Below are 24,404 nucleotides of genomic sequence, written 5' to 3'. Positions count from 1 at the left end.
TCTTGGGAGGTACATTTTTATTCCGATTGTAATGCGGAATAAGGATCAATTATGCTGAAAAAGCGTAAAAGTTAATATCATAATTAATAAATCGATTAATATCCTTCGGTTTGTTTCACCAATGGATCTTTTGTCATAGTTCCCGTATCAATCGGCCAAAGTAATTTATAAGCTTCTGATTGGCTTAGTCCGCTTTGTGTGAATGCTAACGGATTACCAGAGGCATCATGCATACGGCGTACATCAAACCATCTTTTGCCTTCACGTACAAATTCTTTATCTCTTTCAGAAAGTATTGCCAACTCGTTTTCTGCAAAACTCTTATTTGTATAGCTGGGATAAGCATTTCCTGTATATGCTCTTTCTCTGATTTTATTGATTTCAACAGAAGGGTCTGATCCTTGCATGTTTTTAATTTCAGCTCTCATCAGTAATAAGTCGGCATAACGGTACAGAGGCATGTCGTCGCTGTAGTTACGTATATTATTGTCAACTGTTCCCAGAAATTTACGTAATACGACACCGTGTTGTGTTTTATCCTGATTATAGAAATCCATGAATGTCGTATATTTTCTAGTGTCATTTTCATCGTATGATTCAAACAAATCCCATTTGTATTCGTTCGCCAGAATACATCTATCACCTACATTTAATGGGTCGTTCATCGGAATCCCTTCTTTATCATACCAACTGGCCATCATTGGGATATCATACATGAATCTTCTCAAATTCTGTTCTGCTTCTCCTTTCTCATAATGTAAAGTAAGGATAATTTCATTGTTCCCTTTATTGTTGTAAGCAAAAATATCTTGAAATGAAGAGAGTAAACCAAACTTACCGGAAGCCTCCACTGCGGTGAGGGCCTGTGCGGCTGTAGTAAGATCATCAGAGGGGGATGCAGGAGGGTTCCCGTCGGTTTTTACTTTTGCCGCCCACAAGTATATCTCTGCTTTTAGCATTAGCGTTGCTGCCTTCGACCATGTTTCGCGTTTGGATGTTAATGTGAAATTATCATCCTTGAAATAACTTCGGATAGATTGATTTCTTTTTTCAAGAAATCTAAAATTTCAGCTTCTGTACTTCTGGCTGTGTATAATTCATTCGGACTAGTTGCACCTGTTGCAACTTTCGGTTCAGTAACCAGAGGAACTCCCCCCCAGGTTCGGAGCATATAGAAATAGTAATATGCCCGGATTCCATGAGCTTGTCCTAAATAAAAATCTGTTTTCTCTTTGGATAAGAATGGTAATCCGCTTTCCACTTTGTAGATAAACATATTTACATTAACCAAATTGCCATAGAAACCGTCCCAGTTGGAAAATCCGGGAGAACTTTCCTTTAAATTGTGAATAATCATATTCACATTATCCATGCCTGTTCCAAAAGTACCGTTTTCAATAAAGAGGCCGCCTCTTTGTTCTCCCATTAGAAAGAATGTGTTGGCTTTATTCCTTAAACTTGTATGCATACCGGACATGAATCCGTTAACCTGTGATTCGTTTTTCCAGAAATTGCCTTCCGCATAGTAATCTTCCGGAGCGATATCCAGTGAGTCACATGATGCAAGTATCAGCATTATACATATAGTGAGATAGTTAATAATATTTTTCATAATTCTTCATTTTTAGAAAGTTAATTGTGCACCAAATACAATTGAAATAGGTAACGGATAACCGGAGTTTGCGAATCCGCGTCCTTCCGGAGTATATACATTGGATTTCAGATAGCCCAGATTTTGTCCCGTGACAGAAAAGGTAAGTCCTTGTACGTTCACTTTACTTATCAGACTCTGTGGAAGGGCATAGCTAAGCGTAATATCACGAAAACATAAATAATTGCCTTTATGAGCAAAGAGAGTGCTACCCCTGTAGTTGTTTTTTATAAGACCGTCAGCACGATCGTATCGTGGATATTTGGCGCCAGTGTTTTCTGGTGTCCACGTATCTTTTACATCTTCCAGTGTATTAAATTCTCCCTGGTTATTCGACAAGAATCCGGGGCGGATATTATCGTAGATCGTATGCCCTAAAGCAAAATCTAATTTAGCGTAAAGAGTTAACCCTTTCCATGCAACAGTAGTGTTGATACCACCTGTCCATTTAGGGACCTGGTTGCCAAGAGACGCTTGGTCATACTGGTCGATAATGCCATCTCCGTTTATATCTTTCCATTTGATATCCCCAGGGGCGAGTTTGTAATTTTTTGCTTGATCCTCAGGAGATAGTTTGGCATATTCTTCCGGGCTGTAGGCATCTCCATAATAGGTCGTAATATCTTGTTTTATACCTGACCGGTTGATTTCATCTTCACTTTGGTAAATGCCTTCAGCTATATAGCCTACCATTTGACCGACACGTTGGCCTTCCTGGGTTCCACCGATCCAGATCTTTTCGTAAGTGCCGTCTTCCAGCTTTTTGCCGCTGTAAACCTGCTGACCTCCCTGACGGTTGTTCAGGTTGCCATTGTCCGGTAATTTTGTAACAATACTTTTGATGAAAGTGATATTGCCACCAATATCCCATTTCCAGTCTTTTGTGTTGATAATCTTTACACTTGCATCTATTTCCAAACCATTGTTGCGGACGGAACCGTTGTTTGTCAGAATTGTATTGTAGCCTGATGATCCGGGAAGATCTACATTGGCGTACAGGTCGGAAGTTATGCGATTGAAGAATCCTACACTTAGATTGTATTTATTCTCCATAAAGCTGGCATCGACAGCTGCATCAAATGTTGCGGACTTTTCCCAGCGGATTCCCGGTGTTGGCAAATTACCCATTCCAAAACCTAAAGTCCCGTTATATTTACTACTTGTTCCATAAGAACCTTGTAATGTATAACTACCGATATAATCCGGGTTTACATTTCCGTTTTGGCCGTAACCTGCACGCACTTTCAAGAAAGAAAGTACATTTCGGCTATTTTCCATAAAGTCTTCTTTTAGAATATTCCAACCCAATGATACTCCGGGGAAAAATCCCCATCGGTTATCCAACAGTTTTGAATAGCCGTCTTCTCTGAATGTAAAAGAGAGCAGGTATTTGCCATCATAATCGTAGTTGATTTTACCGAAAGCTGACATAATACGTTGGCGTTCATGCAGGAGTCAACACCTCTTTTATTCGCTTCCGAACTGGTATATCCCAGGTCCATGAAATCATCTGTCGGAGCTTGCTGGCCGGATGCAGAGAATCCTTTTTTTCTCCAGTCATAAAATTCATAGCCTACTAAAGCATCGAAATTATGCTTCTGAAAACTCTGTTGCCAACCGGCAAGTACATTATAGGTTTGAGTCAATTCTCTTTCGAATTTGGCACTGGTGGATCGGGTTGTATTGATTGTTCCCGGTCTTTCCATGTAATCCCTATCCATCGATTCATAAAAACCTTCGTTATAATACCAGTTACCGACCAGTTTTAAATAAATATGTTTAGTAATATCGAATTTGAATGTTTGTGAGAAAGACATTTTGTCTGTATTATTTTTTCGGGTGAATTTGCCGGCGTTAAAATTGGGATTACCATCTTTAGAGTGTACCCCCATTAACAATTCTCCATCTTCATTATATCCACGCATTGTAGGCGGTACACTCAACATGCGACCGAAATATTCAGCAATGCTTTGGTTCATATTGACCGGATCACGCCAACGTGCATCTGCAAAAGAAAAGCCGGAGTATGAAGTAAACCAATCAGTCACTTTGTAATCAGCATTTAATGTAGCGTTAAGTCGTTTGTACCAGGTGTTGATAGGAAATCCTTTTTCATTATAATATCCCAGTCCTAAATAATAAGAAGCCTTGTCGTTTCCACCGGTGATTGAAATATTATAGTCTTGTGTCAGTGCTACTTTACGGAAAGCTTCGTCACGAAAATTTGTTTCGGTGTACAGTAATTCATCACCGTATACCGGATCTGTCATCGTTCGCCACCCTTGATTTAATTTGTAACGGTTTTGATCATTTAAGATCATCGTGCTATAGATGGCTCTGGCATCCTTGTTTCCGTCCAGAACAACTCCTGTGTTCGGGTCATAGATTAAGTTGCCGGTACCGTAACCGTTGGCTTGTTTTAATAAAGACATCCAGCTTTCGGTAGTGGAGTTTCCCGAAGAGGCCGCATTTTTAATGCCCATACGCTGCCAGTGAAGGTAATCTCCTGCATTCAGGAATTCAGGTAAATATCCCATATAACTCAATCCTTCTTTCGCTTTAAAAGAAACTTCCGCCTTCCCTTTTTTACCTCTTTTAGTTGTGATGAGGATTACACCATTATTAGCACGGGCACCATAAATGGAGGTTGCAGCAGCGTCTTTTAAAACTTCCATCGATTCTATGTCTTCCGGATTGAAGTCACTGATTGTACGTACAATACCATCAATAACATATAGAGGGCTTCCACTTCCGTTTAACGAAGCTCCTCCACGTAGAACAACAGTAGGTACACTTCCTGGTTTTCCTGAGTTTTGTTGTACAACCAGTCCGGAAACAGTTCCTGCTAATGCTGCTGCCGGGTTAGCCTTTATGCCAATGACCAGGTCTTTTTCATTTACTTTAGATATTGCCGAGGTTACTTTAGAGCGAACCTGTGTTCCTCCGTAACCGGTAACGACCACTTCTTCCAGTTGTTGTGAATCTTCCGCTAAAGTTACTTTTAGTATTTGTTTGTCGGTAGCAGTTACTTCCATCGTTTTATATCCGATGAAAGAGACCTCTATTTTGGAACCGGCATTTACTTGTATCGTAAAATTACCGTCCATATCTGTGACAGTTCCGTTCTGTGTCCCTTTCTCGACGACAGATGCCCCCGGTATGGTCATGTTATAGTTGTCATAAACAATTCCTTTGACGCTTATTTTGTTTTGTCCCCATGCCATAACAGGTAGTAGGGTAATAAGCAAAAGAATCCATGCATTTCTTTTCATAATATTTTTATATTTAGTTTATAGTAAAAAGTTTTTTATCTTTTTCTTTGATTGATAATATCAATGGATTAAGCCAGCATAATTTATCGCTGTGTGAACAATTCATTTAATTTGTTTTGCTAGGAATGATGTTCTATGATTTTTCTAATATCCATAGGCATAGATTTTTAGTGAGACAATATGATTTTTATGTGTATTCTTTATTCCCTTTTGTTGGGTAAAAATAAATTTCTTAAAACCTAATCGGTTTGGATATTTGTTTTCAAATCCTAAAAACTTCTTGGCTGATAGTATAAATGATATTTCCGGTAACTTATAGGTAATTATTCTGAACGTTAAGGGCAATGTGTTTTGGGTATTATTGTATAAAATATTATATATGATAGTATAAATGATATTTCCGGTAACTTATAGGTAATTATTCTGAACGTTAAGGGCAATGTGTTTTGGGTATTATTGTATAAAATATTATATATTTTGAAGGAGGTATTTGTTCTGTTATTCCTCCGATTGTGTTGATAAATACTTAATTCTTTTAGTGTGTATAGTTTGTGTGTCAGAGATATTATTTGTTTTGTTATTTGAGTATTGAAACAAATAATATTAAATATTAAATTAACATAGTTCACACAAGACTCTGGTATAGTGCGAACCTTAAAGTTGATTTTGTGGATATTTTAGGCGATTGTTTATATACGCTTTGTATTTCAAGTAGTTTGTGTAGGAGTGTGTGATATCTGAGGAGATGTGTCTGCATATGATATACTATTTTTTGTCTTTGGAGTATTCTTCAAGAAAGCCTTTTAAAGGTAAATATGAAATATATTTTCATTTAAAGTATTTATTATTAAAAATATTTATTTATATTTGCATTGTATTTAAATATTAAATATGATATTGACGGGGCAAAGTAAAAATGAAGAAAAGTTCCAGTTAGTACCTGATTCCTACTTAAGTAATACAACAATCTGATTTTTTTTGTAAAATGAGACTTATGAATAGGAGAGTAGAATATTATTCAATTTCGTGTAATTTGCTTTGTATCAGCGCTCTGACGGGATGTCCTAATGGCGGAATACAGCCTTTTTTATTCTTGATAAAGGAGAGGGCTTGTAATGATCGACCAGAGTCTTGTGTGAACTACGTCTAATTAGTTGTTTAAAGAACTAATTGGCTTCTGGTTGAAAATTGTTATTGATAATATGTCAGAATTGTTTTTGGGAGAAGAATAAAAAATAAAATCCCGGGTATAACCAATCTTATATCCGGGATTTTATTATTTGATAATGTACAGTTATTCCCTGTAATAAACTCTTTTTACCCGTGGAGAAATTGAAGTAAGTATCTCGTAAGGTATAGTTTTCAGTTTGTCGGACAGTTCGCTTACCGGAAGTTCTTCGCCGAAGACGATGACCGGGTCGCCTTCCTGGGCGTCTGTGTCGGTCACGTCGATCATGCAGGCATCCATACAGATATTTCCGACGATCGGACAGCGTTTTCCACTGATGGAGACTTCGCCTCCCCGGTTACTGAAATGACGGTCCAGGCCGTCGGCATAACCGATCGGGATAATGGCGATACGTGAATCACGGTCCACATAAGTACGGCGGCTGTAACCGATGGAGTCGCCAGCCGGGACATGTTGTATCTGAAGGATGGTGGTACGCAGGGTACTGACATTGCGCAGGCCTTTTATGCCGGAAGCACTTACACCGTATAGTCCGATTCCCAGACGGACCATATCCATTTGATAGTCCATGAAACGTTCGATGCCGGCAGAGTTCAGGATATGTTTGATGACTTTATACTCCAGGCCGTTTTCCAGTTCGGCAGCCGCCAGGGTAAATGTATCCAGTTGTTTCTTTGTGAAATCATCGAAGATGGATGAGTCGCTTCCCACCAGATGGGAGAATACAGAACGTGCCGTTACGCCACTTTGTTCTTTCAGTCGTTCACAGATCGCGGGGACGTCATCCGGTTGGAATCCCAGACGGTGCATTCCTGTGTCTATCTTGATATGGATCGGGTAGGAGGTGATTCCCCGGCGTTCCGTTTCCTTTATCATGGCATCCAGCAGGCGGAAGCTATATATCTCCGGCTCCAGATTGTTTTCAAACAAGACATTGAAACTGCTGAACTCCGGATTCATTACGATAATAGGGATTGAGATGCCCTCTTTACGGAGTTCCGCCCCTTCATCGGCAACGGCAACAGCCAGGTAATCGCAACGATGTTCCTGTAACGTTTTAGCCAGTTCGTATGAACCTGCCCCGTATCCGAACGCTTTTACCATACAAACCATCTTGGTTTCCGGTTTCAGCTTCGAACGGTAATAGTTGAAGTTATGCACAACCGCGTCCAGGTTTACTTCGAGGATCGTTTCATGCACTTTCTTTTCCAGCAACTCGGAGATACGTTCGAAGTGGAAGTGGCGTGAGCCTTTTATCAGGATCAGTTCGTCTTTGAACTTCTTGAATGTCGGTGATTTGAGGAACTCATCCGTGCTGAGGTAAAATTCCTTTTCGATATCGAATGCACTGCCGTATTCTTTCAGGTCCCGTCCGATACCGATAATCCGGTCGATGTTTTTACGGCGAACCAGGTCGGCAACCTTTTTGTAAAGCGACTTGGGCAAGGTGCCTGATTGCAGGATATCGGAGAGGATCAACGTACATTTCAGGTTCTTGTCCACATGACGGCTCTGTTGGAAGTCGAGGGCGATATCCAGCGAGTTGATATCAGAGTTGTATGTGTCGTTGATCAGCATGCAATTGTTGATGCCTTGTTTTACGTCGAGACGCATGGCGACAGGCTCCAACCTGGCAAATTTGTTTGCATCATTTACGCTGGTCGGCTTTAAATAAAGCATTACTGCCAGACAATGGATCACATTTTCGATGGAAGCATCGTCGGTGAAAGGAATGACATATTTCTGAGTTAGCCCGAGCAGTGTGCAAAGGATGACTGTTTCCGCCTCTTTCTTTTCGATCTTCTCGATGTAAAGCGGCGCTTCGGAATCTGTCCGGCTCCAGGCAATCGCCTTATGTGAAAGGCAGGCCGATTCGATACAGTTGGATATAAACGCATCATCCCCATCATATATAATGGCTTCGCATTCATTGAACAACGTCAGTTTCTCCAGGCATTTCTGCGTGGTGGAAATGAAATTTTCCTGATGTGCTTCTCCGATATTGGTAATAACACCGATAGTCGGTGAAATGATCGGGCGCAGGTTTTCCATTTCATCCGGTTGGGAAATGCCGGCTTCAAAGATTCCCAGCGTATTCTTGTCGCTTATCTGCCAGACAGATAGCGGCACGCCCAACTGTGAATTGTAACTGCGCGGCGAGCGGACAATATTGAATTCCTTGTGCAATAGTTGATAAAGGAACTCCTTTACAATCGTTTTTCCGTTACTGCCTGTAATGCCGATCACCGGGATATTGAACTGTTTCCGGTGATGGGTAGCCAGTTTCTGAAGGGCTTTCAACGTATCTTTTACCACCAGGAAGTTTGCTTCTCCGAGCGATTCGAACTCCGGAAGCATTTCGCTCACTACAAAATTGCGGACGCGCAGTTTGTAGAGTTCCTTTATATATCTGTGTCCGTCGTTGGTCTTTGTCTTAAGGGCAAAGAAGAGACTTTGTTCCGGAAAAGAAAGCCGGCGACTGTCAGTCAGCAAAATGCTGATGGTACTATCCTGCAAGTTGTTTGCCTGCGCACCGATAATTCTGACGATTTCTTTTATTGAGTATTCCATTCTTTACATTAGTTTAGACTTTATTATTTCCATCTCTTTTGTACTATCAAAGGAAGGAAATTTCTCGTTAATTCGTTTCATCTTTAACAAAGTTTGCGAGATGAAGCGTTTATAGGCTTCACTTTCGGGCTGGAACGGGCGGTGATTAATAGCCTTTTGGATCTCTGCCCATTCTTTAAGAAAGCCTTTCGTTTCATCGGATAAGAAATTTTCTGTAAAACGTTGCCAAATATAATCAACAGCGAGCTCCGAAGGATGCAGCATGTCGGTTGCATAGAAGCGGTAATCGCGCAGCTCGTCCATCATGATTTCGTAGGCGGGGAAGTAAGCGATCCGTTCCGAATAGGCCGTCTGGAGCGTATCGGCTGCCAGTAGCAAAGTGGCCTTACTGAGTTGATTGCCATGTGCCCCGTCCTTCCAATGGCGTATCGGACTGACGGTGAAAAGTATCTTCAGGTCCGGGCATTGCTTCCATAGAGAGAGCAATAATTCCTTCCATTCCGACACAATCTCCGCCACGGATAGCATCGAGCGGTCAAACATTTTCTCCGGTAGCTTATGGCAGTTTGCCACCACCTGGCCGGAGCTTTTCAGCCGGTAGACATAGGCAGTCCCCAGTGTAATCACCATATATCCGGTCCTCCTGATTTCTTGTGCCGAGGCAAACAACCTGTCGTTAATATTTTCCAGGCACTCTGTTTCCGAGGTGGAAGAGAAACGGCTGTGGTGCGTAAAACTATGATATACGCCTTCGTGCCGGAATAAATTATTTGCTGTAAACCGCTCCGGATGCAGCAGCATTCGCAATGCGGCAGCGATGGATGCCGGATTATACAGTGTTCCGAACGGATTAATATCGACATTGAACTTGTTCTCAGCCAGCTTCGCCCCGATATTTTCCGCAAAACAGGAACCGAGCAGTAAGATGCGTTTCTGCCAGGAAAACCGGAAAGGGGGCTTGGGGATTTTGATAGCGGTGTATAGTTCCATATTATTCCGTTGGGTCGTTAGGTAACGGGCCGGCTGTTGGTTGCTGGGGCGAACGCCTGGTGTAGAAAGCCCGTTTTCCGCACCAGCTCTTTTGTATCTGATTGTCTTCAAGCAGCTGTTCCAGATCTTTTTTAGTCTTTTGCCGCGTGCATTGGTTTAGGCTGGCAGCAACCGTCAGGTTGATTGTCCCATAGTTTTTTATATACCACAGGATACGTTTCTGCCGGATATCGGCATTGTAGTTTTTTTTCTCGCTGGTCCCTTCCCGCCGTTCGATACGAACGCCCCGGAAACGTTTCTTCAACTCCGGATCAGCACGGAACTCCACGTTCTTAAACTCAATGGATGCCGAGCGTATATCTTTTTTGTTTTCCACCTGCTGCTTGCATCTCAGCGTCACCGAAAACGTACCGATCCCTTCCAGATGTACGCTCTGGCTATTACTGAGGCAGAAGTACAACCGTTCGCTGATTGCCTTGATTGCCCCTTTGATATCGGCCGTCGTGAAAGTGCTCATGCTCTCGATCATCCGCGCCAGTTCGTTGGTATTGACGGTCTGGATATTGATAGCTCTGGCATGTAACGTCGGCTTCTCTTCCCCATTTTTGGGGGGATTGGCAAATAAGTCGTATTCAATACTCATATTCCTCCTGATATTTAAGGTTTAACGTCATGACTATTAAGGATTTTTCTCCCTAATCTTATTTATGAAACAATTTCTTTTCATAAATGTAAGGTTAGGAATACAAATATGTAAGGAGTACTTTACTTTTCTGTAATGTATTCCTTGCATATTTAAAAGTCCGTACCAAAGGTAATAAATCTCCTGATATAAAGAATTAATTATCCAGGGCTTTTTTCTTAGTTCCGTTGGATGATTTGTGAAGTATTGTAAAGTGCTGAAAGAAAAGCTATATAGTTATATATATAGATGTACGGGCGTACATTATATTATTCGGTGCAAAATATGCGAAAAATGATATATAAATAGTTGATGAGTAGTGAGATGAGTGGAAAAATGGTGTGACGAGAAAAATCGTTCCTTTAATCTCGCCATTTTTGGGGAGGGCATTTCCTTTCGTTTGTGAAAGCCCCTATTTTGTACTTTGTTTGCTATTCAATTGATAAGAAAGCATATAGACAGATAAAAAATATCTTAAAAAGAATGGTTGGTATGAAACTAATTCTTACTTTTGTTGACGAGAAAAAAGGAACGATTAAACTCGCCATTTATCAAGAAAGCGGGGCGTTTCAATTGTGAATTGAACTTATTACACTTTAGTATTAATATTAAATTTTAAATTATGAACAAAAAGTTTTCTACTCTTTTGGCAGGTGTAGCATTGTTAGGTGCAACATCTGTTTTTGCAGCAGACAACGTTACTTCTTTAGTTGAAGGAACCAATAGTGGTTTGTATCAACTGAAAACAGACGGCGGTCAGTTCTTGTCGATTAATGAAGACGGAAAGTTAAGTGTTGTTGATGCTATTGAAGCTGACAATGTGGCAAGTACTTTGTGGTGTGTCACTGTTACAGAAGAAAATAAGGGAAAAGCTCCTTATTTTGATTTTGTAAACAAAGGCGCTGAAGCATTGCTGTCTATTACAATGGAAGAATTTGCTGCTGGTGCTACAGCAACAACTGTTGCTCCTGAAGTTGGTGGTGAGGTCAGTGGTTGGGCATTTTCTCCTACTTATGAAACTCTGGTAAATGAAAAGCCTCTGTATTCTTATTTTACAACAGACTCTGTAGTAGGATTCGTTGTTGATAATGGTACTGTAGTTTTAAAGAAAGACTTAGCAAGTAATGCAGCTACAACTTTTACTACTACTTTCTCTTTGGTTAAAGCTGATGCTGTTACTTTGAATGCAAAGCAGATCAACACTAAACTGGGTATTCAGAAAGAAGATGCTGGCGTTAAGCTGACATTTACTCCGGATGCAAACAAAACAAGTTTGAAAAATCCGTTCAGCCAGGAATTTTTCTTAGCTGCTGATGCAGAAGACGAATTTGTTTATATTACAAGAAAAGAAGACGCTAAAGCTTTGTTTGTTGATACTGCTTTCATCAACACAACTGGTTCTATGTTCCTTGCATTTAATTATATGAATGATCTGGATGCATTGAAAGCTAGCTCTTTGAAAGAGCATGGTCAATTCTTATTCACTTATTTCCCGACAAATGACTCTTTGGTTATTCAGGTGAAGACTATCATTGAAGCTCCGACTGCTGATGGTTGGAAGGCAGCAACACCGACTACTATCACTGCTAATGCTGATGACAAGAACTATGTAACAGTTCAGGATTTGGTAAAAGAAGATCAAATTCGTGTTGTAACAATCGGTGAAAAGAAAGAAACTGATATCGTATTAGGTTTCACTTCTTGTAAAGAAAGCGATACAGACAGAGTATCTTTGGAAGACGGTGTATATTTCATCCGCAATGCTAAAACTAATAAATATTACGCATCTCCGATCCATATCGATGGCGCAAAAGAAGAATGGGTGAGCGTTGACGCTGACGAACAGAATGTTGACCACATGCCGGCTTACCAGTGGGTTGTTCTGAAAACTAAGACTTCAGAATACTTCGCTGCTACTTCTCCGGTGGAAGTTGTAAACCGTGAATATGCAAGCTTGAATGGAACTTATCAGTTTACTCAGGCTACCGGTTCTTCTAAATATTTCTGTGCAGATCTTGCAGCTGACTCTTTAGTTATTACAAAAATTACAGATGCAAATATCTTAGGAGATGAACATCTTGGTTACAAATATCTGACTAAGGATGAGTTGATGATTACTAACTATGCATTCAACTACTTCAACCCTTATACAATGGAAAAATACATTGCTCAGGTGGCTGGTAGCAACAAATTGAATGTATTGCAGGATACTCCGACTTATTTCGAAATCAAACCGGTTAATGGTAACGTAGCAGCTGATTATGGTTATAAAGTAACAGCAGACGTTAAAAAGAGAATTAATGGTTTGGCTCAGTTGAAGAGAGAGTCTTATACAATCCACACTAAGAATGCTGTTATTGCTTTAGGTGAAGAAAATAACTTTGTGATCACAGATAAAACTGCTGCAAGCAAATTCTTCTTCAAAGAAAACAATCAATTGGATGCTACTTGCTATTATGCATTTATTGATGCTGCAAATCTGGAAGAAACAGATAAATCATTTAAATTTAAAGCCGGTGTTGCTGACCAGAGCTTAACTGCCCTGTTGCAACAACAGGTTATTGATGAAGTTAGAACATCTGCTTTCTCTATCGGTTTAACTGACCAACCTCTGTATCGTCGTTTCAACAATGTTAAATTGGATGGCGCTGTAGAAGGTAATGAAGATGCAACTAAGCTCTTGAAGTTCAAAGAAGCATACGTAAACGACTACTTGATGGACGAAACTAACGTAAACTTCAAGCGTGAAGGTATGAGCTACTTAGGTATCGGTGCTGCTAATATTGCTGAAGCTGGTCTGTCATTCAATGTACGTCCGTACAACATTGGTAAATCTGCACAGTATAATATCAAACCGCAATACTTAATCTATGTAAGCGAAACTGTAAACGAAGGTTCTGAAAACATTCCTTGTGATGCAACTAACCACAAGCACATGAATGCTGCTGGCGAAGAATGCGGACCAGAAGATTGTATCCACGCAACTCCGGCTGTAGAAGGCTTCAACCGTTACAAACTGTTGGTTAGCTTCGCTGACTCTACAGATGCAGAAGTTGTTACGGAAAAACAACTTTACAAATTCGGTAAATATGTTCGTGTAGGTTTCGTAGATGCAGTAGAACAGGATAGCGTAATCTATATCTTGGGTAACACATTTGCAAATATTGCAACAAAAGATCTGAATATGGATGATGTTAAGAAAGCTCTTGAAGCTAAGAAGATCTCTTCTATTAACATGAAAGCTACTGTTAAGGAAGACAAACATCACAACTACACTTGGTCATTCCGTTATATCGACCCGACTAAGGCTGCTAACGAAGTAGAAGAAGATCGCGCATTCTTGATCGAATCAAATGCTGTAGCTCCTATAGCTCCGAAGAATGCAGCATGGATCAAGAACCAGAATAACTGCTTGGTATTGTCTGCTATGGATGCTTCTTTCGATGATGCTAAGACTGGTGGTGATGCTGCTTTGATCTTCAACATCGAAAAGGGTGCTGCTGACGATATGGCAACAGACAATGAAAGCATCAGCGCTTCTGAAGTATCAGTAGTTGCAACTAACGGTGCCGTTATCATTAAGGGTGCTGAAGGTAAGACTGTTGCTATCAGCAATGTTCTTGGTCAGACAATTGCTAACACAGTAATCACTTCTAGCGAAGCTACAATCTCTGTTCCTGCAGGTGTAGTTGTAGTAGCTGTTGAAGGCGAAGCTGCTGTTAAGGCAATCGTAAAATAAGATAATTTATAATCAAAAATAAATTCTAAAATTTCCACGAGTTGGAGTCTAGGCGTGCATGCAACGCCTAGACTATCCATCAATTACCCTGTGACAGGCGAACAAGTGGTTATTAATATTAAGTAATAAAATAAAGTTCTTACTGTAATTTCTCCCGTGAGGAAGGAATACAGAAAAAAAACAGCCTCTGCGATCTTGTGTCGTAGGGGCTTTGTTGGTTGTGTTTGGTTGAATATTATCGAATGACTAGAAAAAACGGTCGTTTTAATTAGTCATGAAATCGGATGAAGGGATAAGTGAAATATTGCGATAAAAAAACTTTAGAAGTAGGGGCTAAATCACCTATTTACAGTACTTTTTGTGTTAATCATTAATGAGAACTAAAAAAATGTCTTTACCTTAGCTGCGTGACTAAAAAAAACGACCGATTAATTTAGTCAGTTAATTTAAGTAAAAAACGTCTGATAAGTGATTTATAATGAGTAAACTAGATTCGTCGCAAGAGCAATATTTGTTGTCCGCAATTAAGCAGGATAATGAAGAAGCTTTCTCATTAATCTTTCAGTCATATTATGTTGATTTAGTGCTGTTTGGCGGGAACTTTATAAAAAATGAACAAGTCTGTGAAGATATCGTCCAATCCATCTTTTTGAAGTTATGGAACGAAAGAAAGAACATTCAGATAGAAACCTCATTAAAATCTTTCCTGTTAAGATCTGTTCGAAACAGTTGCCTGGATGAATTCCGACATTTGGAAGTTGTGCGTCAGTATGAGGAAAATTATAAGGATAGTGTACTGGATTGCTATGATACAGAAAATTATATATTGTATTCCGATTTACATGATCATCTTCATAATGCATTGCAACAAATCCCTGACTTATATCGAGAAGCATTTGAGTTGAATCGTTTTGAAGGTTTGAAATACAGGGAGATTGCAGAGAAATTGAATGTATCGGAACGAACAGTAGAGGTTCGTGTGAGTAAGACATTAGAACTGTTGAGGAAACAATTGAAAGATTTTTTTATCCTTTTACTTTCAATCGGTATTCCCTAAAAAAAGTTACAAACGATGTGGAAAAAAGTTTTCGGGACGTCTTAATACTATAAAAAAGAAATAATGACAGATAAAGATCAAATACAATCTATTATAACCGCTTATCTTTCAGGAAAAGCGACAAATGAAGAGCGTCGTGAACTGGAAGATTGGGTGAGTCAATCTTCTGATAATGAACGTTGTTTTCAGGAAATGCGTAACATTTGGCAAGTAATGAATCCCGCTTTTAACCCTTCTGAGATTAACGTATTTGAAGCCAGGAAAAATATTCTTGCAAATATCGCAGCTACAAAGAGGAATATGGTTCGCAGATTGGTAGTTTATTGGCAACGTGCGGCAGCGATTCTCATTATACCTTTATTGATATTCTGCACTTATTTGTATCTGGATAAAGACAGCGGTTTGTATGATACAATAGAATATCAGGAGGTAAAGTCGCCTCATGGAACTTTCTCTGAAGTCCGTTTACCTGATGGAACCAATGTTTGGTTGAATGGCGGAAGTTCGTTGAAATATCCTTTGGTTTTCCGAAAAGGAGAACGGGATGTGTATTTGAATGGCGAAGGTTATTTTGAAGTACAGTCGGACAAGGAAAATCCTTTTATTGTAAAAACCGGTCAAGTAATCCTTAAAGCTACTGGAACGGCTTTTAATATAGAAGCCTACAATAAGGATTCTATCACTTCTGTCACAATGGTAAACGGAAAGATTGACGTTGCTTTCGGGAACTCTTCGCCTGTTGCGATGGTACCGGGAGAACGTGCCTCTTTTAACAGTCTGACAAATCGTTGCCAGATAATAAAGACAGATCCTTATAAATGGTGTGCCTGGAAGGATGGATTGATGATATTCAGGGATGATCCTCTTTCATACGTCTTTAAGCGTCTGGGGCTGACCTTCAATGTGAATATAGAACTGAAAGATTCGACTTTGGCGGATGCTCCTTACCGGGCTACTTTCGAATATGAGTCGCTGGACGAGATTTTACGATTATTACGATTAAGTGCCCCTTTATCTTTTAAACAAAATAAAAGAGTGAAGGATAAGAATAATACTTATGAAAAACAAACGATAGAAGTTTATAGAGATAAAAGGTGATTCATTCACCTTTTATTTTTTTGAAAAAAAACATTATCCTTATGTGGGAAAAAATAGCTGAAACGTCTTTTATATGATGAGAGGATATAAAACGAGTTGTTCACCCTAAAATCTAATTGCCTATGACATAAAGATGTTGTGATATATATGATTAATATGTGATTAAACAAAAAAAGGAAAGGTCTCGCACACCTTTCCTTTTGGTAGTTCAGTCATTAAAAAAGTTTTTAGTCAACCTTATTTTTCTAACTAAACAAACAAAAGTATGAATTCCATTTCGGATAAAAAAATCGAAAGGCAAAGTTTTGTCATAAAAATTTTTCGTGTTATGAGATTGTTCGTTTTATTTCTTTTTACGAGTGTAACATTGGCTATGGCAACGAATACATATTCTCAAAACGCCATCTTAAATTTACACATGGAAAATGCCACAATAGAAGATGTGATAAATAGTATTGAAAAACAGACTGGATATCATTTCCTCTACAATAAAAATATTGTGGATGTAAACCATAAAGTGACTGTATCTACAGTAGGAAAGCCTATTGCAGAAGTTCTGGACGGCCTGTTTGAAAATGCCGATATCTCTTATACCATAAGCGATAAGCACATAGTACTGAATAAGAAAGGTATATTTATGCAGGTAACTCAATCGAGGCTATAACAGGTAATGTGGTCGATATGAATGGAGAGCCGATAATCGGAGTGAATGTTGTTGAAAAAGGGACAACGAATGGTACGGTTACCGATTTGAACGGTAAGTTCTCGATTAATATCTCTCCTTCTTCCACTATTGTTGTTTCTTATATCGGTTATGTTTCTCAGGAAATTAGGGTCGGAAACAATACAAATATTGTTATCGAATTGAAGGAAGATACTCAAACACTGGATGAGGTTGTAGTAGTAGGTTACGGTACGATGCGTAAGAAAGACCTTACGGGAGCGGTTTCCCAGGTTCGTCCCGACAAATTGCTCAAAGAAGGTATTACTACGGTGCAGGATATTTTGCGTACTGGGGTTCCCGGACTGAATGTCGGAGTCAGTTCTTCTGCAAAAGGCGGAGGTTCCTTGCAGGTTCGTGGCCAGCGTTCGTTATCTGCAAATAATGATCCTTTGATTGTGGTTGATAATGTTATATTCTTTGGTGAACTATCAGAAATTAATCCTCAGGATATTGAACAGGTAGATGTTTTGAAAGACGCTTCTTCCGCAGCCGTTTTTGGTGCTAAGTCTGCAAATGGTGTTATCATTATTACTACAAAGAAAGGGAAATCAGATAAACCGAGTGTTCGTTTCGATGCTAACTGGGGGGTGACTGCCATGGGCAGACAGCGTAAAGTATATGATGCTGACGGATATTTGGACTTCCGTTCTGATTGGTTTGATAGCCAGACAGGTTTTGTTAATCCCGGAAAGTATAGACAACCTACTTCTGAAAATTTGGCAAAATATGGATTGACGCTTGATGAGTGGAGAGCGATGTCGGTCGACAAGGGCACAGATGATGAAATATGGTTAAGCCGTTTAGGATTATTCGATAAGGAAAAAGAAAACTATTTTGCAGGTAAGACCTATGATTGGTACGATGAAGCATATCGTACAGGTTTTAAGCAGGATTATAATGCCAGTATTTCCGGTCGCGGTGAGAAAATGAATTATTATTTTTCAATGGGCTATCTGGATTCAAAAGGTCAGGTTATCGGAGATGATTATAAGAGCATTCGTTCTAATTTGAAATTGGATGCAACTGTAAGTAATTTCCTGACATTAGGTGCTAATGTGAATTTTCAGGATCGTACCGATGGTAATTTGGCGGTGGCTCCCGGAGATGTTTTACAGAAAAACTCGCCATATTCTACTCCGTATGAAGATGATGGAAGTTTAGCATGGCATCCGATGGGTGAGAATCCGTTGAATATGGGTTATAACTATCGTTTTGACAAACAGTATAAAGATTTGGAACGAGGCTATACAACGTTAAATACTATTTTAACTGCAAAAGTCAAACTGCCGTTCAATATTAATTATACATTGAATTTCACTCCGCGTTTCCAATGGTATCATAATCGCTACCATGAATCTTCACAACACCCTGAGTGGAAGAGTAAACATAACGGCGCGGTAGACAGAGAACAGACGTCGCGATTTGAATGGCTGGTGAATAATACAATTAACTGGGATTATACATTCGTAGAAAAACATAAAGTGAATGTAACATTAGCGCAGGAAGCGGAAGAACATAGACGTTGGACCGATAAAATAAATGCCCGGGATTTTACTCCTACCGATGCATTGGGTTTACATTATGTAAATAGTGCCGATAAATTGAAAAGTTCTTTCTCTACTGACGATACTCACAGTACGGGTGATGCGTTGTTGGCACGTTTATTCTATGCCTATGATGATAAGTATATGACAACGTTATCTGTCCGTCGTGACGGATATTCTGCATTCGGTACATCAAATCCCAGAGCAACCTTTTGGTCGGCAGCTTTGGCCTGGACATTCACGGAAGAAGATTTCTTTACCTGGGAGCCGATGAGTCGTGGCAAATTAAGAGCTTCTTGGGGTTCGAACGGTAATCGTGGTGTCGGAATATATGATGCACTTTCTAACTTGACAACCGGATCGGGTCCTTATGCTTATATTGGTTCAAACGGTTCTTTAGAAGAAATCTCTATGTTGTATGTCAGCCGTATGGCAAATCCGAATTTGCGTTGGGAAAGAACGACCTCCTGGAACTTTGGTCTGGATTTTGGTTTCCTGAATGATCGTATCACAGGTAGTTTAGAGTACTATCAAATGCCTACAACGGACTTGGTAATGAGCCAGAGTTTGCCGAGTATTACCGGCTTCTCCAATATTACGACCAATTTAGGTGAAGTTCAAAATAAAGGTTTTGAGTTGACTTTGAATACGCTGAACATTCAAAACGAAAACTTCGAATGGAGTTCTAGCATCAATCTTTCTTTGAACAGAAATAAGATTGTTCATCTATATTATACTTTTGAAGATGTGGTGGATGAAAATGGCAATGTGATAGGACGTAAAGAAGTGGATGACCAGAAAAATAAATGGTTTATTGGTAAGGATATTAATGAAATATGGAATTATCAATACGAAGGAATCTGGCAGGTCGGCGAGGAAGAGGAAGCCGCAAAGTATAAACAAGTACCGGGAGATCCTAAATTTAAGGATGTATATGATGTTGAAAATAGAAGATATTCAAACGAAGATAAAGTATTTCAGGGTTCTACCTCTCCGCGTTTCCGCTGGTCGTTCAGAAATGATTTCACTTTTTGGAAGAATTTCAATGTGTCCGTAAACATTTATTCCAAATGGGGGCATAAAGGTTCTGAAGAATTTATAAATAGTGGGTATCAGGCTGAACGTCAGAATGTTTATCGACTGAAATATTGGACTCCTGACAATCCGACCAATAATTATGCACGTCTGGGGGCCTCGAATGTGGCCAGTGGAGGAGAGCGCATTATTGATAAATCGTTTATCCGTTTAGAAAGTATTGCTTTGGAATATAATGTTCCTAAAAAGTACTTGTCTAAATTCCATATCGGAGGTTTGCGTGTATCGGGAAGTGTCCGCAATGTTGCTTGCTGGACAAAAGAATGGCAATATAATGATCCTGAATACGGAAGTTTAGTTCCTGTTTCATTCAATTTCGGTTTAGGTGTAACTTTATAAAAAAACAGTGAAATATGAAAAATAAGAAATATATCAAACATATATTGATTGCAGCAGTATCTTCTACTGCCTTGATAATGTCGGGATGCTCTGAAGATTTTTTGAAACCGGACCCGCTTTCTTTCTATGAGCCGTCAAAGACTTTTACAACGAAAGAAGGTCTTGAATCTGCTTTGGCTACTTGTGATAAACATTTGAGAAATATGTTTTTTCACTGGGAAAATGCCGATGGAGCTCCTTTCACATCAGAATATCTCTTTTCGGAGATGGCTGTTAATGGGACAACGGATCAACCTTCAATTCCGGGTGTTGGCGTTGACCTTATCACATTGATGCAGCCTTCTGCAGCGGACAATGCTTCTACAATAAGATACGGATATTTTTGGGATCAAACCTTCTCGGGTATTAAATATGCGAATTCCATAATAACAAATATTGATAATGTAGAAGGGTTGGATCCTCAGTTACACGACGAAATGCTGGGGAGAGCTTATTTCCATAGAGCCTATAGATACTTTAATGTGGTATTTCAATTCAAAGATGTACCTTTGTTTACCAGAGAGGTTCAAGGTCCTAAATTTGATTATAAATCCACGCAACGTTCGGTTATTCTGGATATGATTACAAAAGATTTGGAGTATGCAGTCCAGCATGTACCGGAAGTAGCCGATTTAGCCGGTATGGTTAATAAAGGTACTTGCCGTCACTTGTTAATCAAATGTTATTTGGCAACAGGACAGTTTGATAAAGCTATTGCGGAAGCTGATTTATTAATTAATGATTCAGGATATTCTTTGATGACTGATAATTTCGGAACATTTATTAATCCGATGCCGGATGTTCATCCTGTTACGCGTAATGTTATTTGGGATTTGCACAGGCCTGAAAATAAAATGGCTGCTACAAACAAAGAAACAATATTCTGTATGATTAGTCGCAACGAATCAGCTTCAAGTAGCATACGTATTAAAACAATGCGTAATGCCGTTCCTTTTTGGCCGGCAGCCGGTGCTATCGGAATTATGACTCCGGATGGAAAACAAGGTATGGATATTACAACTACTTACTTTAACTATAAGAAAACTTATGGTCGTGGAGTCGCTCGTATGCGTCCGACTAATTATAATCAATATGGCTTGTGGTTGGATGATCAGACTGATTTGCGCCATAATGTTGAATCGGGTAACTGGATGGTTATGGAGAAATTTAAATACAATCATCCTAAATTATTCACGGACGGGAATCCGTATGCCGGAAAAAATATTCGTTTGTATGGTGATAACGGGGAATTGCTGTGTACTGATACTATACGAAACTGGTTCAACTGGCCTCATTACAAAACTTGGGTAGAAGATCCTAATTATGAAACAAGTAATAGTTATGAAGGAGGTGAAGCTGATTGGTATATGTTCCGTCTGGCAGAAACATATCTTTTGAGAGCAGAAGCCTATATGTGGAAAGGTGATGCGGCTAAAGCGGCTGAAGATGTTAATGTAATCCGTAAAAGATCCCATTGCTCAAAACTCTTTACAGCCGGCGAAATGAATATGGGAGTTGTCATGGACGAAAGGGCGCGTGAACTGTATCTGGAAGAATGGCGTCATACAGAATTAAGCCGCGTATCTTACATTTTTGCATTGACCGGACAAACGGATGAATTTGGACAGACGTATACAGAAGAAACATTATCTGATAATAGCTATTGGTGGCAACGAGTTTCTAAATACAATAATTTCTATAACTCAGGTATAAAAACACGTTCCGGTGTGGAATATACGATTGCTCCTTATCATATCTTTTATCCGATACCTCAAGGAACTATTGATGCAAACAGAGAAGGACGTATTAACCAGAATAAGGGATATGCCGGTTATGAATACAATGTTGCTCCGTTTGATAACTTAGAAGAGGCTATGGCGGCAGAAACAGAATATAGCAATTAATCGTATGATTTAATTGGATAGAAATGATATTCGGGAGCATGTATTTTAAGTATATTTGCTCCCGAATCATATTGGATAATCTTAAATAAAAGTATAGATGAAAAAAGTTTTATTTACTGTCTTCTGCTATCTCTTTATTGCAGGAGTAGCGGTAGGAAAGAATAAACAGAATGACCGGGAGCTTATCGACCGGGTTGCCGGCTGGCAAATAGACAACTTCGCTAAAGTTAAACATAAGAATCTCGATTGGACAAACGGCGCCCTTTATCGTGGCATGATTGAATGGGCTGACTATACCAATGACAAAAAGTATTATGATTTCCTGATGGGAATAGGTCAAAAGAATTCCTGGGATTTTTTGCCAAGAGTGTATCATGCGGATGATCTTTGTGTGGCACAAATGTATGTCGGTATGTATCGGAAATATAAAGATCCTGCAATGATCGACAATGTCCGGAAAAGATTGGATCAGATAGTATGGTATCCTTCGGACGAGCCTTTGTGGACTGCCGAGAAAGTCGCTAATAAACGTTGGTGGTGGTGTGACGCACTTTTCATGGCTCCGCCCGTATTTGTGGAAATGTATAATCTGACCAAGGATGAAAAATATCTTCAGTATATGGACCGTGAATACAAACTGACAACCGACTCTTTATTCAGTAAGGATGACGGACTGTATTTCAGGGACAAGAACTATCTGGGTAAAAAAGAGAAAAACGGTTCAAAAGTATTCTGGGGACGTGGTAATGGATGGGTTTTCGGAGGATTGGCACTTATACTGGAACATCTTCCCAAAGATCATTATACATATAATTATTATTTGAATATTTATAAAGAAATGGCTGCCGCTGTTATCCGTTGTCAGGATAAGAAAGGCTCATGGCACGCCAGTATGTATGACCATAAAGCTTATCCACAGGCAGAAAATAGCGCTTCCGGCTTTTTTGTCTATGGTTTGGCTTGGGGGATAAATAATAATATACTGGAAGGCAAGGATTATAAGAATGCTGTCGTAAAAGGATGGAAGGCTCTAAAAAGTTATGTCAATGAAGAAGGAAAACTCGGTTCTGTCCAACCGATAGCGGCAGCTCCTCAGGATGTTACATCTGATATGACTGAAGTTTATGGTGTGGGAGCATTTCTGTTGGCAGGAAAGGAAATGTTGAAATTTAATAACGAAAAATAGAAGAAATGAAATCGAAAATAATAATAGGGCTCCTTTTATATTTAGTTATATTTACTATTCCCGAAGGTCAAGCCCAATCGACAGGGAAAGATGCTAGAAAATATTGGGTGGAGACAATGTTGCAGATTGTAAGACCTGTATATGTAAATCTGAGTGAGAATACATTAAGGAAAAACATGCCGGTCGAGATGTATCATGAAAGACAGCGGGCTGGTGTAACTCATCTGGAAGCGTTGGGACGTTCATTCTGTGGTATTGCTCCCTGGTTAAATTTGCCGGATGATAATACGGATGAAGGACAACAACGGAAAGAGTTTCGTGCATTGGTCATAAGAGCAATAAAGAATGCGATGGATCCGGCTTCGCCCGATTACCTCGTTTTGATGGGCCGGGTGGACAGCCGTTGGTCGATGCCGCCTTTTTTGCTCAAGGTTTATTGCGAAGCGAAGAAGGAATATGGTTACAGCTGGATGATGTAACCCGGAAGAGAATCATAGAGAATTTTATATCTTCCAGAAAAATCAAACCGGGTGAAAGTAATTGGCTGATGTTCTCCGCTACGATAGAAGCAGCTTTACTTCATTTTACCGGAGAATGTGAAATGGGACCGATTGAATATGCCTTGAAGAAACATAAAGAATGGTATAAAGGGGACGGTTGGTATGGAGATGGTCCTAATTTCCATTTTGATTATTATAACAGCTATGTAATCCAACCGATGTTGATGGATGTTCTGGAAGTATTGCGTGAGAAGAATATGGATCCGGAAAACTTCTATGACGTACAACGGAAGAGGCTGATAAGATATGCAGAACAACAGGAAAAAATGATATCACCGGAAGGTACTTATCCCATTATCGGTCGATCGGTTGCTTATCGTTTTGGTGCATTCCAGGCGCTTTCGCAGGTTGCATTAAGAAAAGAACTTCCGCTCTATATTGCACCAGGACAGGTTCGTTGTGCTCTTACTGCTGTGATGAAACGCCAGCTTATTCCTGGGACATTTGATGAAAACGGGTGGTTGACACTTGGTGTTTGCGGCCATCAGCCGGAACTTGCCGATAGCTATGTCTCTACCGGTAGCACGTATTTATGTGCATTTGTCTTCTTGCCTTTAGGTTTACCGGCAGATGATCTTTTTTGGTCTCAGCCTTCGGCAGAATGGTCGTCGCAGAGAATATGGTCGGGCAAATCGATGCGGCGTGACGGCGCAATTAAATAGAATCAAGTTTTAGAAGGATAATGAAGTTGCAGGAAAAGTCTGTGTGTTATTTACAGACTTTTCCTATAGCTTCATTTTTTTTGTGAATACTTTTTCATACAT

12 protein-coding genes and 2 pseudogenes are annotated in these 24,404 nt (G+C 39.7%); 8 read left to right on the top strand and 6 right to left on the bottom strand.

The annotated features are described in order from the left end of the window. Positions 1–95: 95 nt before the first annotated feature. From DXA15_RS02375 to DXA15_RS02350, 6 genes and pseudogenes are all read right to left on the bottom strand, one after another. Entirely contained in the window at positions 96–959 is an 864-nt protein-coding gene (locus tag DXA15_RS02375; RefSeq protein ID WP_128132995.1) for a RagB/SusD family nutrient uptake outer membrane protein, read from the bottom strand. A gap of 38 nt (positions 960–997) precedes the next feature. Next, the gene (locus DXA15_RS02370; protein WP_128132994.1) at positions 998–1,612 is read right to left on the bottom strand and encodes a RagB/SusD family nutrient uptake outer membrane protein; all 615 of its coding nucleotides are present in this window, start codon (positions 1,610–1,612) and stop codon (positions 998–1,000) included. Between the two features lie 12 nt (positions 1,613–1,624). Continuing rightward, positions 1,625–4,923: pseudogene (locus DXA15_RS02365) on the bottom strand (SusC/RagA family TonB-linked outer membrane protein). A 1,294-nt stretch (positions 4,924–6,217) separates the two neighbouring features. Further along, positions 6,218–8,683, bottom strand: coding sequence for a bifunctional UDP-N-acetylmuramoyl-tripeptide:D-alanyl-D-alanine ligase/alanine racemase (locus tag DXA15_RS02360; RefSeq protein WP_128132993.1), 2,466 nt, complete (start codon positions 8,681–8,683; stop codon positions 6,218–6,220). 3 nt (positions 8,684–8,686) lie between these two features. Further along, positions 8,687–9,673, bottom strand: coding sequence for a GSCFA domain-containing protein (locus tag DXA15_RS02355; RefSeq protein ID WP_128133001.1), 987 nt, complete (start codon positions 9,671–9,673; stop codon positions 8,687–8,689). A 1-nt stretch (position 9,674) separates the two neighbouring features. Next, complete coding sequence (locus DXA15_RS02350) at positions 9,675–10,316, bottom strand: HU family DNA-binding protein (RefSeq protein ID WP_128132992.1); 642 nt, start codon at positions 10,314–10,316, stop codon at positions 9,675–9,677. A gap of 661 nt (positions 10,317–10,977) precedes the next feature. Here DXA15_RS02350 and DXA15_RS02345 point away from each other — a divergent pair. From DXA15_RS02345 to DXA15_RS02315, 8 genes and pseudogenes are all read left to right on the top strand, one after another. Next, positions 10,978–14,094, top strand: a complete 3,117-nt coding sequence (locus DXA15_RS02345; protein ID WP_128132991.1) for a DUF6383 domain-containing protein — start codon at positions 10,978–10,980, stop codon at positions 14,092–14,094. A 478-nt stretch (positions 14,095–14,572) separates the two neighbouring features. Beyond that, positions 14,573–15,151, top strand: a complete 579-nt coding sequence (locus tag DXA15_RS02340) for an RNA polymerase sigma-70 factor (RefSeq protein ID WP_128132990.1) — start codon at positions 14,573–14,575, stop codon at positions 15,149–15,151. 63 nt (positions 15,152–15,214) lie between these two features. Beyond that, positions 15,215–16,249 (top strand): FecR domain-containing protein, encoded by a 1,035-nt coding sequence (locus tag DXA15_RS02335; protein ID WP_128132989.1) that lies wholly within the window; start codon positions 15,215–15,217, stop codon positions 16,247–16,249. Between the two features lie 328 nt (positions 16,250–16,577). Further along, positions 16,578–16,913 (top strand): STN domain-containing protein, encoded by a 336-nt coding sequence (locus DXA15_RS25425; RefSeq protein ID WP_233566693.1) that lies wholly within the window; start codon positions 16,578–16,580, stop codon positions 16,911–16,913. Between the two features lie 17 nt (positions 16,914–16,930). Continuing rightward, on the top strand, positions 16,931–19,951 hold the full coding sequence (locus tag DXA15_RS02330) for a TonB-dependent receptor (protein ID WP_199676192.1): 3,021 nt from the start codon (positions 16,931–16,933) through the stop codon (positions 19,949–19,951). A 14-nt stretch (positions 19,952–19,965) separates the two neighbouring features. After that, entirely contained in the window at positions 19,966–21,894 is a 1,929-nt protein-coding gene (locus DXA15_RS02325) for a RagB/SusD family nutrient uptake outer membrane protein (RefSeq protein WP_128132988.1), read from the top strand. A gap of 97 nt (positions 21,895–21,991) precedes the next feature. Next, positions 21,992–23,080, top strand: a complete 1,089-nt coding sequence (locus DXA15_RS02320; protein ID WP_128132987.1) for a glycoside hydrolase family 105 protein — start codon at positions 21,992–21,994, stop codon at positions 23,078–23,080. A 5-nt stretch (positions 23,081–23,085) separates the two neighbouring features. Next, positions 23,086–24,302: pseudogene (locus DXA15_RS02315) on the top strand (DUF2264 domain-containing protein). The last annotated feature ends 102 nt before the right edge of the window (positions 24,303–24,404 follow it).

Source organism: Parabacteroides sp. AM58-2XD (assembly GCF_003463685.1).
Lineage (GTDB): Bacteria > Bacteroidota > Bacteroidia > Bacteroidales > Tannerellaceae > Parabacteroides > Parabacteroides segnis.
This window is presented reverse-complemented; position numbering and strand designations above follow the sequence as displayed.

Bases quoted from the DNA above. Each gene is read 5' to 3' on its own strand.
- DXA15_RS02375 (WP_128132995.1), bottom strand. From the start codon at position 959: ATGCTAAAAGCAGAGATATACTTGTGGGCGGCAAAAGTAAAAACCGAC.
- DXA15_RS02370 (WP_128132994.1), bottom strand. From the start codon at position 1,612: ATGAAAAATATTATTAACTATCTCACTATATGTATAATGCTGATACTT.
- DXA15_RS02360 (WP_128132993.1), bottom strand. From the start codon at position 8,683: ATGGAATACTCAATAAAAGAAATCGTCAGAATTATCGGTGCGCAGGCA.
- DXA15_RS02355 (WP_128133001.1), bottom strand. From the start codon at position 9,673: ATGGAACTATACACCGCTATCAAAATCCCCAAGCCCCCTTTCCGGTTT.
- DXA15_RS02350 (WP_128132992.1), bottom strand. From the start codon at position 10,316: ATGAGTATTGAATACGACTTATTTGCCAATCCCCCCAAAAATGGGGAA.
- DXA15_RS02345 (WP_128132991.1), top strand. From the start codon at position 10,978: ATGAACAAAAAGTTTTCTACTCTTTTGGCAGGTGTAGCATTGTTAGGT.
- DXA15_RS02340 (WP_128132990.1), top strand. From the start codon at position 14,573: ATGAGTAAACTAGATTCGTCGCAAGAGCAATATTTGTTGTCCGCAATT.
- DXA15_RS02335 (WP_128132989.1), top strand. From the start codon at position 15,215: ATGACAGATAAAGATCAAATACAATCTATTATAACCGCTTATCTTTCA.
- DXA15_RS25425 (WP_233566693.1), top strand. From the start codon at position 16,578: ATGAGATTGTTCGTTTTATTTCTTTTTACGAGTGTAACATTGGCTATG.
- DXA15_RS02330 (WP_199676192.1), top strand. From the start codon at position 16,931: ATGAATGGAGAGCCGATAATCGGAGTGAATGTTGTTGAAAAAGGGACA.
- DXA15_RS02325 (WP_128132988.1), top strand. From the start codon at position 19,966: ATGAAAAATAAGAAATATATCAAACATATATTGATTGCAGCAGTATCT.
- DXA15_RS02320 (WP_128132987.1), top strand. From the start codon at position 21,992: ATGAAAAAAGTTTTATTTACTGTCTTCTGCTATCTCTTTATTGCAGGA.